Here is a 14,198-nt window from a genome sequence, read left to right as displayed (position 1 = left end):
GTGCGCGCATCGCCCAGGAGATATTTTCTCGAAAAAAGAAACTATTCCCAAAAAAATTAGCTTAGAATATATTGCCTGTTTGGCCACTGTATATTACTTTTAAGCCCGAAAGCCAGCCCTTCCTCATGAACGAGCGCATTCAAGAGAAACTAAGCATATTAGCCGATGCCGCGAAGTACGATGCTTCGTGCAGCAGCAGCGGCGCTAAGCGCAAAAACGAGAACAAAGGCCTGGGCAACGCCGAAGGCATGGGCATTTGCCACAGCTACACCGAGGACGGCCGCTGCGTGAGCCTGCTGAAAATCCTGCTCACCAATCACTGCATTTTCGACTGCGCCTACTGCGTGTCGCGCCGCTCCAACGACGTGAAGCGCGCCGCCTTCACGGTGGACGAAGTGGTGGACCTCACCATCAACTTCTACCGCCGCAACTACATCGAAGGACTGTTCCTGAGCTCGGGCATTTTCAGCAGCCCCGACTACACCATGGAACGCCTTGTGCGCATCGTGAAAAAGCTGCGCACCGAGCACAAATTCAACGGCTACATCCACGTCAAAACCATTCCGGGCGCTTCGGAGGAATTGATTCAGGAAGCTGGTTTGTATGCCGACCGCCTCAGCGTGAACATTGAGCTGCCTTCGGAGCTGGCCCTCACGCAGCTGGCGCCGGAGAAAAACTACCAGGAGATTCTGACCCCGATGAGTCAGATTCGGGACGGTATTATTCAGAATAAAGAAGAAAAGGCCCTGTTTAAGAAGGTGCCCAACTTCGCCACGGCCGGCCAGACGACGCAGCTCATCGTGGGCGCCAGCGCCGAGACGGACCTGCAAATCATCAAGCTCACCGACTCGCTCTATCAGGGCTACGGCCTGAAGCGCGTGTACTACTCCGGCTATATCCCCGTGACCGACGACGCCCGCCTGCCACAGGTGACGCAGCCGCCCGTCATCCGGGAGCACCGCCTGTACCAGACCGACTGGCTGATGCGCTTCTACGGCTTCCAGGCCGACGAAATTCTGGACCCCGCGCACCCGCACCTCGACCTCGAAATCGACCCCAAGCTGGCCTGGGCCCTGCGCAACCGCCACGTGTTCCCGGTGGACGTGAACACCGCCGACTTTGAGATGATACTGCGCATCCCCGGCGTAGGCGCGCGCTCGGCCAAGCGCATTGTGGCCGCCCGCCGCTTTGCCCGGCTCAACATGGAGACGCTGCGCCAGCTCGGCGTGGTGCTCAAGCGGGCCAAATACTTCCTCACCTGCGAGGGCGAGCACCAGCCCATCATCGGCGAGCTGAGCGAGCAGCAGGTGCGCCGCCAGATTCTGTTCGGCTCCGGCTCGGTGCGCTCGGCCCTCGTCATTCAACAACTCGACTTATTTGCTCAGGCTTCTTAGCAGCTATGAACCACGACGCTCCATTTTCCAACGGCCTTCCTTCGCTGTCGAAAAGCAGCTTGGGCGGCGTCCAACACGACATCTTTTTCTCTGTCATGAAAGTCATTCACCGCCAAAACCAGCCCATTCCGGCCACGCAGTCGTCGGATAAAGTCGCTCGCCTTTCCTGCGTGTGCCGCCTCAGCGAGCTCATGCCCCTGGTGCGCCAGATGCACGACGACGCCCGTGCCCGCCACCAGGCCCAGCTGGGCAGCGAGCAAAGCCAGCAAGCGGCGTAGGGCAGGTAGAACGTCTGGCTGTAGAACGTCATGCTGAGCGTAGTCGAAGCATGACGTTCTGAAATGTCGTTTAACTGCCAATATTCTTGAAACCCATTCGCCGCCCCCACACCGCCCTGGCCCCCGCGGCTCCGCGCCGCGTCGGGGCGCCCGTGCTCACGGCTGCCCCACGCGACTACACCTACGACGGTACGTTTGAGGGCCTGCTCACGGTGCTGTTTACCATCTACGACAGCAGGGCGGCGCCGAACAGCATTCAGCCCGAAGCCGCCGTGCAGGGCGGCCTGTTTGCCGCGCCCGCGCCCACCGAAACCAGCGAAGCCCTGGCTGCGCGGGTGTGGGATGGCTTGGTGAATTCGATGGATGCGGAAGCGCGCACGCGCCTTTACCACGTGTTTCTGAGCGAGGATGCGGACCGGGAAATGCTGGTTTTCCGCTACGTGGATTTGGCTCTGCGCTCGCCGCAGGACATCGCCGAGAACTACGCCAACGCCGACGTGCGCCGCGTGCAGCGCCTGGCCCAGCAGATGTTCCGCGAAAAGCACCGCATGGAAGCCTTCGTGCGCTTTGAGAAAACCCAGGACGAGCTGTTTCACGCCACCATCGAGCCCGACATGGACGTGCTGCCGCTCATCGCCGCCCACTTCACCAAGCGCTACGCCGACCAGCGCTGGCTGATATACGACCGGCGCCGCCACTACGGCCTCTACTACGACCTCACGCGCACCGACGTGGTGCAATTTGAAAGCGCCACTGCGCCCCGCGGAACCGGCCTTTCGGCCACGGTGCTCGATGAGCGCGAGCCGCTGTTCAAAGTGCTGTGGCAGGCGTATTTCGACCACGTCAACATTCCCGAGCGCAAAAACCTGAAGCTGCACCGCCGCCACATGCCGCTGCGCTACTGGAAATACCTCAGCGAAAAGCAGCCGCGCGAAACGCGCTTCCAGCCCATTGCCAACAAGCAGCCGCCCGCCGACGGAACCCGGCGACTGCCGGGCCCCGACGGGGGGCGGTAGGAAGTGGCGGCGCGGCGCTATTCGTGCACCACTTTCAGGCTGGCTTGGTGGGCGCCCTGCGCCAGGCGCAGCACGTAGGGGCCGGTGGCCAGCGCGCCCAACTCGGGCAGCGGCAGGGCGGTGAGGCCGGCTGGCAGCTCCAGCGCGCGCCGGAAGAGTACCCGGCCCACGGCGTCGAGTACTTGCAGGGTAGCCGGGCCGGCGCTGGCCGTGCGCACGCTGAGCGAAGTGCCCGCGGCGCCGAATGGATTGGGCCAGGCCGCGGCCGTGAGGCCCAGCGGAGCGGCCACTTTCAGGGTGCGCACGGGCGAGAACGTGGCGGTGCCGTCGGTGTCGATTTGGCGCAGGCGATAGTACACCACTTCGGCGGCGTAGCGGGCCAGGTCCTTATCGATGAGCTGGTAGGCCTGCGGCTGGGCCGTGCTGCCGTGCCCTTTCACGGCGCCGATGCGGCGAAACACAAAGCCGTCGGTGCTGGCTTCCACGTCGAAATGGTCGTTGTTTTTCTCCGAGGCGGTGGCCCATTTCAGCAGGCCGTCGTTGTCGCCCACATGCTCGGCGGTGAAGGCGGCGAGCTCTACCGGCAGCGGGTTGGCCGCGTTGCTCACGGTAAGGCGGCCCAGAGCGGCGGTACTGAAGGAAAAGCTGCGGGTGCTGCCGCTCACGGTGGCTGCCTGGGGCGTGCCGGCCGGCCCCCACAGGGCCGAACCCAAGTCGGCGCGCCAGGCTTGGGCACTGGCAAAGCTGCTGAGGCCGTTGTCATCGTCGGCCAGCCACTGCAGCGTCACGGGCACGGGCGCGGCGGGGGCCACGGCCGTTTCCACGGCCCAGATGCGGTCGATGCCCTTCAGCGAGCCGTTGGTGAAATTGACGCCGCGGCTCACGTTGTCGGTGAGCAGGCCAGCCGTGCGCGTAATGGTTACCTGGCCTAAACCGGTGCGGTCGAGGGTGGCACCGAGGCCAAAGTCGAGCACGCCGCTGCCGGCCGCGCGCACCACGCGCAGGTTGCCCTGCACGTAGCGGCCGCTGGCTTCGCCGGCCAGGGTGGCGCCATCGGGCAGGGTGAGGGTGGCGGCGGGGTCGGTGCGGAGCAGGCCGCTGCTGAGCTGCAGCTGGCCGGTCACGGTGAGGTTGCCGCGCAACAGCACGCGGTTGGCGCCGGCGGCGCCGGTGTTGGCCACTTCCACCTGCGCCAGGCTGGCGCTGCCGGGCGTGAGCTGCTGGTCGGCGCTGCCGCTCAGGCGCAGCAGGCCGGCGCCGTTCACCGTGCCGGCGTTGGTGAAGTCGCCGGTGGTTTGCACGGTGCCGGCATTTTGCAGCGTGCCGGCGGCTTTGTTGAGCACCCCGCCGCCCACGTAGAGCGCCGCACCCGCCTGCACGGTGAGGGTGGCGCCGTCGTTGGTGAGCACCTGGGCCGTGCCAGCGGTGGCGCTGCCCAACAGCAGCATCCCAGCCAACATGGAAGAAAAGTAGTAGTGGTTCATAGCGTTAGGCTTCGGGAATTATGGGGGAGTAACTGGCTTGCAATCAGGCGCTGATGCCGGTCCTCCGCTACATGCGCAGCCGCGCGGTAAGGCAAATTTAACGCATGTACATTGCTAAAATTAAACAGAAAAGCGTTGGCTCAAATCCTTACGGTTCGTAGGTGATGAGGATGCGGGCGGTTTTGCCCAGCACCGACGCCGACGTGCCGGCGGCCCCGGCCCGCAGCACCACCCGGCCATTGTTGAAGTAGGCATAGTATAGTTCGCCTCCATTGTCGGTGAAGCCGGGCGGCGAGTGGTTGCCGTTGCCGCAGTCCACCAGCACTTGCAGGCCCAGGATTTTGCTCACGTTCAGGCCGTGGTCGAGCACAACCTGGGTGCCGGCGGCGGTGGGCATGGTGGCCGTCATTTTCAGAAACGCCACGCTGGGTACTGTGCCAATGGCGGGCGCGTCGCTGGCGCCGGCCACACGCAGGTAGCCGTTCACGTCGAGCCTGGCGTTGGGGGAGCTGGTGCCGACGCCCGCGTTGCCGCCGCTGTCGATGGTCAGGCCCTGGCTGCCGCCGTTGCCCACCAGCTGGTTGGTGCCGAGGTTGAGGTTGCTGCCGAGGTTTACGGCCGTGGCGCCGCGCAGCAAGCGGTTGTTGAGCAGCAGGTCGGACGCGAAGCTGACGGGGCCCGCGCCGCCGCTGAGCGGAAAGCCGTTGAGGTTGAGGGTGCGGGTGGCGGTGTGGCTGCCCAGGTTGTCGCCGGGAAGGTTGATGACGTCATCGGCCACGGCGAGGCTGCCGTCGGCCAGCAAGCCCAGCGCGCGCAGGGAGTTGATGCGAAAAGTTTGCAACGAAAAACCGCTGTAGTTCACCACGTAAGCCGTGGTGCCGCTCACGGCCACGGCCCGGGGCTCGCGGTCGGTGGCGCTGCCGCCGGTGGTGCCGCCGGCCGTGCTAGGATTGAGCAAAAGCGGCGCGGCTGGGTTGCTCACGTCGAACGCCTGCAGCGTGGCAGAAAAACTGTTGACCACGTAGGCCCGTGACCCGTTGAGTGCAATGCCGGCCGGCCGGTTGCCCGTGGCGGTGCCGCCGGTGGTACCGCCGGCCGCGGTAGGATTGAGCAGGCGCGGCGCGGCCGGGTTGCTCACGTCGAAGGCTTGCAGCGTGTTGCTGGAATTGTTCACCACGAACGCCGTGCTGCCGCTCACGGCCACGCCCTTGGGGCGTTGCCGGTGGCGGTGCCGCCGGTGGTTCCGCCGGGGGTAGCGGGGTTCAGCAGCACAGGACTAGCCGGGTTGCTCACGTCGAACACCTGCAGCGTGTTGCTGGAACTGTTCACCACGTACACCAGGGTGCCGCTCACCGCCACGGCGCTGGGGGCGCTGCCCGTGCGCGTGCCGGTGGGCGAGGCATTATTGAGCAACGCAGGGCTGGCTGGGTCGCTCACGTCGAACACCTGCAGCGTGTTGCTGGAACTGTTCACCACGTACACCAGGGTGCCGCTCACCGCCACGGCGCTGGGAGAGCTGCCTGTGCGCGTACCCGCGTTGCGCGTGGCCCCGTTCAGCAGCGTGGGTTGCGCGGGATTGCCCACATTAAACACCTGCAGGGTGCCGTCGTTCGCATTCACCACGTAGGCCGTGGTGCCGCGCACGGCCACCCCGCTGGGCCCATCGCCAATGGGCAGACCAGACGTGCCCCCGCCCGGGCCGCCGCCGCCCGAGCCCGGGACGGTGCCGTTCAGCAGCACCGGGTTGGCGGGGTTGGTCACGTCAAAGGTTTGCAAGGTGTTATCGGTGGCATTCACCACGTAGGCTGTGGCGCCGTTCACGGCCACGGCCACGGGCCCACGGCCGGTGGCCGTGCCATTGGCGCCGTTCAGCAGGTTGGGAGCGGTGCCCACGGGGCTGGAGTCGGCGTTGTCGAGCAGGCCCAGGGTGCCATCGGGCAGCACCTGGGGCAGCCGCGGGCCCGCTCCGCCGAGGCCGCGCACGCGCAGGTGGCCGTTCACGTCCAGCTTCTGAGTGGGCGCGGTGGTGCCGATGCCCACGTTGCCGGCAGCAGTTTGGGCGCGCGCGGCCCAGGGCAAGGCCAGCAGCACGGCCGTGGCCAGCGCCCGCAAGCTGTTTGTTCGCGTGTGATGCATAAAATGGTCAGGTGGAAAATGTGGTCTGGTAACTGGCTGAGCGCAGCGAATGGGAACGACGGCTTTCGTGGGGGTGTCGGGCGGCCTTCTCGGTGCGCTACCGCACTGGCCCGCCCCGCCGGAAGGTGCCCCGCGCTACTCTTTGTAGACGAGAAGAATGCGAATGGGCTGCCCCACAATGTTGTTGGCACTGGCGCCGCTGCCGGTTTGCACCACCACGTTGCCGGCGTAGATGTACACCCCGTACAGCACCCCGTTGTTGAGGGTGTAGCCCGGCGGCACTTGGTCGTTGCCCACCGCCACCATGGCCGTCACACTCAGAATTTTACTGTCGGTGAGGCCATGGGCCACGAAGGCCTGGCTGCTGGCCGCGCTGGGCACCGTGCCGCTCAGCTCTTTGGTGCGCAGGGCCGGGGCGTCGGGGCCCAGCTTCACGTAGCCGCCGTTGGTGACGCTCAGGCCATCGGAGCCGCCGTTGCCAATCAACTGGTTTGGGCCCAGGTCAAGGTCCTGGGTGGCGCGGTGGTTGCCGAGGTTGTCGGCTTGCGGTAGGTTGACAATATTGGCGGCGCTGATGACCGGCGCAGGCACGCCTGTTGCGCTCAAGCGCACGTAGCCGTCTCCCGACTGATAGCCCGCGGTGTGCACCACCCCGGAAGCCACCGTCCCGTCGGCGTAAGACGAGCCGCCCCCGCCACCCCCGCCGTAGTAACTGCCGCCCACAAAGGCCCCGCCCCCGCCGCCGCCGCCAAAGTAGCCGCCGCCCCCGCCGCCACCCGTTATGCTGCCGGCCCCGCCCGTGGCGCCGCTGCCGGCCCCGCCGCCGGGGGCCCCGCCAGTGCCCGCGCTGGTGGCCGTGCCGGGGCCGCCGCCCGCAGCGTTGGGCGCGTTGGCGCCGGCACACGCGGCCAGTCCGCCGCAGCCGCCGGCGGCCGTGCCACCGCCCCCGCCGCCGCCAGCCACCAGCACCCGGTTGGTCAGGGCCGTGCCGCCCAGGCGGATGTCGGTAGCACCGCCGCCGCCGCCGGTTGCCCCGGCCGAAACCCGGCCGCCGCCGTTGTAGGCGCCGCTGGATATGCCGGTGTTGCCAATCACCAGGGTCAGCACCTGGCCCGGCGTCACGTCGAGGGTGGCCTGCACCCGGGCGCCCAGCCCGCGCACGCCGGCGCCCATGCCGTTGGCGCCACTGGCGCCGGCCATGTCGACCAGCAGCTTGGTCACGCCGGGGGGCACCGTATAGGTTTGCGGGCTGCCGCTGAAATTATACTGCACCGCAATGGGGGGATTGCCCATCGACGGAGTGTTATCGGGCAAATACGCCACCCACTGGGTGCCGTTCCACAGGTTCAGCTGGTTGGTGGTGGTATTGTAAATGGTCAGGCCAGCCGCCTTGGCGGGCATGTTGTCGCGCTGGGTTTGGCTCAGCCGCGGGGGCAGGAAGCCCCGGGTGCTCGATTCGACGTCGAGCACGGCGGCGGCATCGGGGGCGCCGGCCGCGCCCACGTGCACGCCGCCGGTTTGGGCCCAGGCCGAAAGTGTCAGCAGCAACGCGGCCAATCCGGCCAGCAGGGTAAGCGAAGCTTTCATAGCAGATTGATGAGCCGGGAGCGGTTTGATGACGTGCCCGGAACGGGCAGTAAAATTCCCGGCCGCGGCCACGCCGCACAATTACATCTTGATGGGGGGCGCCGCTACCAGCGGCGGTTGCGGGCCAGCAGCTCGCCCTTGGAATTGATGTGCAGCTTGGCGTAGATATTCTTGATGTGGCCGCGCACTGTGTCGAGCCCAATGCTGAGTCGGACGGCAATGAGCTTGTAGCTGAGCCCTTCCTCAATGGCTTGCACCACTTGCTGCTCGCGCGGGGTGAGCGGCTGCGCGGGCGCCGCCGCCGGCTGAAAAAACCGCACCACTTGCCGGGCCACGGCCGGGCTCATGCTGCTGCCGCCTTCGGCCACCGAAAGCAGCCCGGCTTTGAGGTCGGCCAGCGGCGTATTTTTCAGGAAATAGCCCACCGCGCCCGCGCAGAGGCCTTGGAATATCCACTCGGGGTTGCCGGGCGGGGTGGTGAGCAGCACCACGTCGGTGCCCGGCAGCTGCGCCCGAATCAGCCCCACGCCTTCGATGCCGGACTTGCCCGGAAGGCCAATGTCGGAAAGTACCAGCCGGGGCGGGGCGGCCAGCGCCCCGGCCTGCGCCAGAAATTCCTCTACCGAGCCCACGACCAGCACGCAGTCGAACTCGGGTTGGGCGCACAGGTAGGTGTGCAGGGCCTGCCGCACGGCGGGCACGTCTTCGATGATGGCAAGCGTAACGGGCATGGCGCAAAAGTACCGGCGGCCGGAAAGCGCCGCCATCACATCTTGATGGGGTAGGAGGGGGCGTCCCGCTCATTGGTTCAGCTTGGCGCTCCCTCCGGCGCTTCCTCGTTACTGGCCGAATCCTCCCTTTAGTCCACCGGCACTTCCACCACCACCCCGAAACCCGGCTGGGGGGGCACCGCGCCGAAGCCAGCGCGACAGGTGCCGCCCACGGCTTCGGCGCGGGCCTGCAGGTTGCGCAGGCCGTGGCCCGATGCGCGCACCGGGCCGGCGGTCGTGGGCGGGCCGTCGTCGGCAATGGACAGTGTGAGGCGTTGGTGCGCCGTGCGCAGCGCTACCTCAATGTGTGCTGCCGAAGGGGCATGCTTCTGAATGTTGGTCAATGCCTCCTTAAAAATGAGGTAGAGGGCGCGGCGGGTTTCCACGGGCAGCACCTGGGTTTCGCTGGCGGCGTCGGTGGCGAAGGTGATGGTGGCCTCGCCGTACTGCAGCACCTCGTAGGCGTGGTCGCGCAGGCGGTCGAGCAGGCGGCCCCCGGCGTCGTTGCGGGCATCGAAGCTCCAGACCACGTCCTGCAATTGAGTGGCGGCCCGGCGGCTGGTGGCGGCCACTTCGCGCAGCTGGGCCTGTTGCTGAGCGGGGGCGTGCACCCCGGCTTCGAGCAAATCGGTTTGCATGGAAATCTGGGTAAGCAGGGCGCCCACTTCGTCGTGCAAATCGGCCGAGAGGCGCGTGCGCAGGGCCAGCTCGCGGCGCAACTGGCGACGGCGGTATTCCTGCAGCACCACGGCGCCCGCGGCCAGCAGCAGCAGGGCCGTCAGCCCTGCCCCCAGCAGCTGCTGCTGGCGGCGCAGGTCGACCACCTGCTGGCGCTGGGTGAGCTCGCGCACCCGCGCCTCGGCGCGGTCGGTTTCGTAACGGGCGCGCTGCTCTTCGGTGATGCGGGTGTCGGCCAGGGCGCGCAGGGAGTCGCGCAAGGCCTGGGCGCGGGTTTGCCAGGCATAAGCGGCGGCGAAGTCGCGGCGGTGCGCGGCCACCTGGCGTAGCACGTTCAGGGCGTCCAGCACCTGGTTGGCTTCCACTGCCTGCTTGGGCAGAGCGAGAACCCGGCGGGCGTAGGCTTCGGCCTGCGGCCAGTGGCCCTGGCGCAGGTAAAACCCGGCCAGGCTTTTCAGGGCCACGCTGAGGGTGGCGGGCTCGCCGGTGCGCTGGCGCAGGGCCAGTACTTTGCCGTAGTAATACCGGGCCGAATCGGGCTGGTTGAGGCGCTCGTAGGCCTTGGCCAAGGCGTTCCAGCTAATGGGCTCGTTGCCGGTGATGTGGGCGCGCTGCTGCATGTGCAGGGCCAGCCGAATGCTGTTGCGGGCGGCGCGGGCACTGTCGCGGCTCATCAGCACGATGCCCAGGTTTAGCCACGAGGTGGCCAGGGCCACGGTGTCGTGCAGCGCGGTTTCCAGGGCCTTGCCCTGCCGGGTGTAAGCGGCGGCTTGGGCCCAACGCTTTTGCTGGGCGTAAATCAGCGCCAGGTTGCCGAGCGCGGCGGCCTCCGAGCTTTGGTTGCCGCTGCGATGGTGCATGCGCACGGCCCGAAACAAGTTGACGGCGGCCGAATCGAGCTGGTTTTGGCGCGCGTACAGGATACCGCGCGAGTTAACGATTTCGGCCTTCAGGTCGGCGTCGGGGCCCGCCAGCTGGTAGGCGTCGCGGTAGAGGGCAAAAGCCCGGGCCGGCTGGTTGAGGCTGCCGTGCACCATGCCCAGGTGGTAGCGGTAATTGGCCTGGCTGGCCTTGGATGCCGTTGCCAGCAGCGGGCCGGCCTGCTGCAGCAGACGCAGGGCGCGGGGCAGGTCGCCGGCTTCGCGGTAGTAGTTGCCGCGCAGGTCCAGGGCCCGGCCCACAAGCACCGACTGCTGCGCCTGGCGGGCCGCGCGCTCGGCCGCCTCGGCATAGAGCACCACGCCCGCCGAATCGAAAGGTTCCAAATAGGCTTCGGCAACGCGCAGCAAGGCAGTGGCACGGCCCGCGCCACTCGTGGGGGCCACGGCCAACACGCGGCGCAAGCTGTCGGGCACAGGCGGCAAGGAGGGTACCGATTGGGCAACGGCTGGCCCAGCCAGCAGCAAAAAGCACCAGCACAGCCAGTAGTGCTGACTAAAGACGACTCGGAAAACCATGAAGGGAAACGTGGAAACCGTAAAATAAGGCTTCCCCTTCTGCGTAAACAACCTCGACCGTAGCCCCGTCTCAGGTTCAGCTTCGCGCGTAGTACCGGCTAATCAGCCAGGCCGCGCCGGCCAGGGCCGCGCCTAGCCCGCACACCCCCGGCCAGCCGCCGTGCGTCCAGGCCAGCCCGCCCAGAATGGAGCCCAGCGAGCCGCCGGTGAAGTAGCCGGTCATGTACACGGTGTTGAGGCGGCTGCGGGCCTCGGGCACCAGCGAGAAGATGAGCGACTGGTTGGAGATGTGCGTGGCCTGCACGCCCACGTCGAGCAGGATGACGCCCACCACCAGCCCGGCCACCCAACCACCGCCCACGCCCAGGATGGCGTAGGCCACCAGTGCCAGCGCAATGCCCAGCCCAATGGTGTAGTCCGAACCTTTGGTATCGGCCGTTTTGCCGGCCAGCGGCGCGGCCAAAGCGCCAAATGCTCCAATCAGCCCAAAGAAACCGGCCACGTCGGAGCCGTAGTGGAAGCGCGGGCCTTCGAGGTAGAACGCCAGCGTGGTCCAGAACACGCTGAAGGCCGCAAACAAAAACGCGCCCACCAGCGTGGCCCGCCGCAAGGCCGGCTGCTCGCGCACGAGCGTGCCCAGCGACTTCATCAGCGAGGCGTAGGTGCCCGTGAACGTGGGCCGGTCCTGCGGCAGCTGCCAGGCCAGCAGGGCCACCAGCAGCACCATCAGCCCGGCCCCGATTTCGAACATGGCCCGCCAGCCCAGGTGCAGGCCCACGTAGCCGCTCACGGTGCGCGAAAGCAGGATGCCGATGAGCAGGCCGCTCATCACGCGGCCCACCACGCGGCCGCGCTCGGCCTCCGGAGCCAGGTGGGCGGCCATGGGCACCAGCAGCTGCGGCACCGCCGACAGCAGCCCGATGAGCACGCTGGCCGCCGCCAGCAAGGCAAACGACGGCGCAAATGCCGCCGCTGCCATGGCCCCAGCCGCCCCCAGCAGCATGAGCAGCATCAGGCGCTTGCGCTCCAGCATGTCGCCCAGGGGCACCACCAGCAGCATGCCCAGCGTGTAGCCAATCTGGGTGGCGGTGGCCGCCAGGCTGGCCCCGCTGTCGGTTTTGTGGAAGGTGCGGCCAATGGCGGCCAGCAGCGGTTGGTTGTAGTAGATGTTGGCCACCACCAGGCCGCAGGTCACGGCCATCAGCCAGACAAGTGCGTTGCTGAGCGGGGGCGTTTCGGCGTGTGGAGTGGGCGCCGGTGGCGCCGGTGTGGGTGGTCGGTTTTCGATAGCGGAGTGGGACATGGACGGAAGGCGCGGGCCTGGGCCTGCGTGGGCACAAGACTCCTCCAACCGCCCAATGCACCCGATGGTTGCACCCGCCGGCAATTCGGCCCCGGCGCCCGGTGCCGCAACCACTGGCCCGGCGGGCCCGCAACGCTGGCCGCGCTACTGCGTTCAACCGGGCATGAGCCGAGGTTTTGTTAAGGAAGACGACGCGCAGACGCCGCCCATCATTCCGCCCCGCGCGGCGCTGCCGCCGGGCACGCCCAACTACGTGACGCCCCGCGGGCTGGAGCTGCTGCGCGCCGAGCTCGCGGCCCTCGAAGCCGAGCGCGCCCAGGCCGAAGCCAACCGCGACAACGACACCGACCGCACCCACCAACTCTCGCTCTACAACGGCCGCATTGCCCTGCTCACCGAGCGCCTGGGCAGCGCCAAAGTGGTGGACCCCGCCGGCCAGCCGCCCAAGGAGGTGCGTTTCGGCGCCGCCGTGACGCTGCGAACCGTGAGCGGTGGGAAGGTGGGTTTCGAGCGCAGGTTCACCATCGTAGGCGTCGACGAGGCCGATATCGCCGAAGGCAAAGTAGCTTTTGTAGCCCCCATAGCGCGGGCCGTACTAGGTGCGAAGCTCAAAAAGCCCGTGACGCTGAAGCTGGGCCCCAACGAGGAGGTGGTGGAAGTAGCCGCGATAGCCTACGCTTAGCGGTTGGCTTCCGAGAGCCAGTGAAACTGGCGCTCCGCTAGCTGGAAATGGCGGGGCTGGCGCTTCAAGGCAATCAGCACGGTGTCGTTGCGCATTTTGCCGCGCAGCACCAGGTGGTTGGAATCGGGCTGCGCATAGCGCAGCGTAAACACCGGCAGCGAGTCAGACGACATCTTCTTGAAGGCGATGGTGCTGTTCGCCGAGTCCAGGCTGTAGGCGAAGTAGCCGCGGCGGTAGCGCTGCCGGAGCAGGGTGTCGGGCGAGCCCACGCTGCCCGAGGTGCCGGCTTCAAATACCACGTCTTTCCAGCGCAGGCTATCGGGCACGTTGGCCTCAAACCGCTCGACTTCAAAGAAGCCGGTGGTGAGCTTTCCCTTAACCGGTGCAGTGGCCATGGGGTTGCCCTGCGAATATTGATACAGCGGCAGCAGCGCAAACAGGCCGATAAACACGCATTTGAGGGTGAGCTGGGCCACGCGCCAGCGCCAGGGCAGCGGCGGCACCTCGGGGGCCGGGGGCGTGGGCCGGTTCAGCACAAAGAAATTGAACAGGCGCTCGGCGTCGCCCAGCAGCAAAAACACGCTGAGCACGAACAGGTGAATGGAGAAAATCTTCACCGGGATGTCGTAGCACAGGTTCAGCATCATCACGTTCAGAAACACGCTGGCCGCCACAAACGCCCCCAGCGTGCTGGTGCGCCGCCACAGCAGCAGCACGCCCGCTGCCACTTCCGCCGCTCCGGAGAATATTTGGTAGGGCTTGGAGTAGCCAATGAAAAACCACGAAAAGCGCATCGGCAGCAGGTCGCCCAGCGGGGTGGCCAGCGCGCTCAGGTTGGGCTCGTTCATCTGCAGGGCAAACACCTTGAGAATGCCGTAGCCCAGGGCGTTGAGGGCCACGAAATAGCGCACCAGCACCAGCAGCCAGTAGTAGCCCCGGGCGTAGTTGGGCCGCTGCCGGTCGAGCAGCACCCACAGCGTGGCGCCCACCACGGCCGCCAGCGCAAAAAAGCACAGCTGCGCGTAGCCGTAGGACGTGTCGCCGCTGCCGTTGAGGGGCACCAGCACGTCTTTCACGTGGAAGAGGTGGCGGTTGCCCAGGTTCACCAACCAGCCTTCGGCGGCGCCGTAGGCCCCGGCCACTTCGCCCAGCCCCGGCACGCTGGCCAGCCAGGTGAGCGGCGAGATGAACAGCAGCAGGTAGATGCTGGAAAAGCAAAAGAGCCATTTGCGCCACAGCGGCCAACGGAGGGTAGAAGACGGGAGCGTTGCCTGCATAAATAACTGAAAAGAGAGGTTTTGCTGCTAAAATATCGCATTTGCGCCATGCGATTGCAACGCGGAGGCCGGCCCCGTGCGTAAGGCAGGGGAAAGCTGAGTTGTACCGGGGCGCTCCCGGCCCGGCTGCTACCTT

The 14,198-nt window shown here is 66.8% G+C and carries 12 protein-coding genes; 4 read left to right on the top strand and 8 right to left on the bottom strand.

Features of this window, described 5'->3' with window-relative positions; genetic code table 11:
• The first annotated feature begins 125 nt into the window (after nt 1-125).
• The 3 genes from MUN81_RS18655 (at nt 126) to MUN81_RS18645 (ending at nt 2,688) form a co-directional block, all read left to right on the top strand.
• Complete coding sequence (locus MUN81_RS18655) at nt 126-1,394, top strand: putative DNA modification/repair radical SAM protein (RefSeq protein WP_245113241.1); 1,269 nt, start codon at nt 126-128, stop codon at nt 1,392-1,394.
• Nucleotides 1,395-1,489: 95 nt separating this feature from the next.
• A complete protein-coding gene (locus MUN81_RS18650; protein WP_245113240.1) occupies nt 1,490-1,672 on the top strand; it encodes a hypothetical protein in 183 nt (60 codons plus the stop codon).
• A gap of 86 nt (nt 1,673-1,758) precedes the next feature.
• Nucleotides 1,759-2,688 carry a TIGR03915 family putative DNA repair protein gene (locus MUN81_RS18645; protein WP_245113238.1) on the top strand — a complete coding sequence of 310 codons (930 nt, stop codon included), beginning with the start codon at nt 1,759-1,761 and terminating at the stop codon, nt 2,686-2,688.
• 17 nt (nt 2,689-2,705) lie between these two features.
• On the opposite strand, the gene MUN81_RS18640 is transcribed toward MUN81_RS18645, so the two are convergent.
• The 7 genes from MUN81_RS18640 to MUN81_RS18610 form a co-directional block, all read right to left on the bottom strand.
• Nucleotides 2,706-4,172: a hypothetical protein gene (locus tag MUN81_RS18640; protein WP_245113237.1), complete on the bottom strand. Its 1,467-nt coding sequence runs from the start codon at nt 4,170-4,172 to the stop codon at nt 2,706-2,708.
• A 148-nt stretch (nt 4,173-4,320) separates the two neighbouring features.
• Nucleotides 4,321-5,370, bottom strand: a complete 1,050-nt coding sequence (locus MUN81_RS18635) for a hypothetical protein (protein ID WP_245113235.1) — start codon at nt 5,368-5,370, stop codon at nt 4,321-4,323.
• A complete protein-coding gene (locus MUN81_RS18630; RefSeq protein ID WP_245113234.1) occupies nt 5,367-6,308 on the bottom strand; it encodes a beta-propeller fold lactonase family protein in 942 nt (313 codons plus the stop codon). Before MUN81_RS18630 ends, MUN81_RS18635 begins: the two co-directional genes overlap by 4 nt.
• 135 nt (nt 6,309-6,443) lie before the next feature.
• Nucleotides 6,444-7,895, bottom strand: a complete 1,452-nt coding sequence (locus tag MUN81_RS18625; RefSeq protein ID WP_245113228.1) for a glycine-rich protein — start codon at nt 7,893-7,895, stop codon at nt 6,444-6,446.
• A 104-nt stretch (nt 7,896-7,999) separates the two neighbouring features.
• Complete coding sequence (locus tag MUN81_RS18620; protein ID WP_245113226.1) at nt 8,000-8,626, bottom strand: response regulator transcription factor; 627 nt, start codon at nt 8,624-8,626, stop codon at nt 8,000-8,002.
• 128 nt (nt 8,627-8,754) lie between these two features.
• Complete coding sequence (locus MUN81_RS18615; RefSeq protein ID WP_245113224.1) at nt 8,755-10,698, bottom strand: tetratricopeptide repeat protein; 1,944 nt, start codon at nt 10,696-10,698, stop codon at nt 8,755-8,757.
• Nucleotides 10,699-10,876: 178 nt separating this feature from the next.
• Nucleotides 10,877-12,103 carry an MFS transporter gene (locus MUN81_RS18610; protein WP_245113223.1) on the bottom strand — a complete coding sequence of 409 codons (1,227 nt, stop codon included), beginning with the start codon at nt 12,101-12,103 and terminating at the stop codon, nt 10,877-10,879.
• Between the two features lie 163 nt (nt 12,104-12,266).
• Here MUN81_RS18610 and MUN81_RS18605 point away from each other — a divergent pair, with 163 nt between their 5' ends.
• Complete coding sequence (locus tag MUN81_RS18605; protein WP_245113221.1) at nt 12,267-12,785, top strand: GreA/GreB family elongation factor; 519 nt, start codon at nt 12,267-12,269, stop codon at nt 12,783-12,785.
• Here the strand turns inward: MUN81_RS18605 and MUN81_RS18600 are convergent.
• Nucleotides 12,782-14,062, bottom strand: coding sequence for a hypothetical protein (locus tag MUN81_RS18600; protein ID WP_245113219.1), 1,281 nt, complete (start codon nt 14,060-14,062; stop codon nt 12,782-12,784). The genes MUN81_RS18605 and MUN81_RS18600 overlap by 4 nt on opposite strands.
• Nucleotides 14,063-14,198: the final 136 nt, after the last annotated feature.

This window comes from Hymenobacter sp. 5317J-9 (genome assembly GCF_022921075.1).
Classification (GTDB): Bacteria; Bacteroidota; Bacteroidia; order Cytophagales; family Hymenobacteraceae; genus Hymenobacter.
The sequence above is the reverse complement of the archived record's forward strand: the minus strand, read 5'-3'. Positions and strand labels throughout refer to the sequence as shown.

What these genes read in the sequence shown, in the direction of transcription:
- MUN81_RS18630 (WP_245113234.1), bottom strand. Translation starts at nt 6,308, where the DNA reads ATGCATCACACGCGAACAAACAGCTTGCGGGCGCTGGCCACGGCCGTG.
- MUN81_RS18610 (WP_245113223.1), bottom strand. Translation starts at nt 12,103, where the DNA reads ATGTCCCACTCCGCTATCGAAAACCGACCACCCACACCGGCGCCACCG.
- MUN81_RS18640 (WP_245113237.1), bottom strand. Translation starts at nt 4,172, where the DNA reads ATGAACCACTACTACTTTTCTTCCATGTTGGCTGGGATGCTGCTGTTG.
- MUN81_RS18650 (WP_245113240.1), top strand. Translation starts at nt 1,490, where the DNA reads ATGAAAGTCATTCACCGCCAAAACCAGCCCATTCCGGCCACGCAGTCG.
- MUN81_RS18620 (WP_245113226.1), bottom strand. Translation starts at nt 8,626, where the DNA reads ATGCCCGTTACGCTTGCCATCATCGAAGACGTGCCCGCCGTGCGGCAG.
- MUN81_RS18600 (WP_245113219.1), bottom strand. Translation starts at nt 14,062, where the DNA reads ATGCAGGCAACGCTCCCGTCTTCTACCCTCCGTTGGCCGCTGTGGCGC.
- MUN81_RS18605 (WP_245113221.1), top strand. Translation starts at nt 12,267, where the DNA reads ATGAGCCGAGGTTTTGTTAAGGAAGACGACGCGCAGACGCCGCCCATC.
- MUN81_RS18655 (WP_245113241.1), top strand. Translation starts at nt 126, where the DNA reads ATGAACGAGCGCATTCAAGAGAAACTAAGCATATTAGCCGATGCCGCG.
- MUN81_RS18625 (WP_245113228.1), bottom strand. Translation starts at nt 7,895, where the DNA reads ATGAAAGCTTCGCTTACCCTGCTGGCCGGATTGGCCGCGTTGCTGCTG.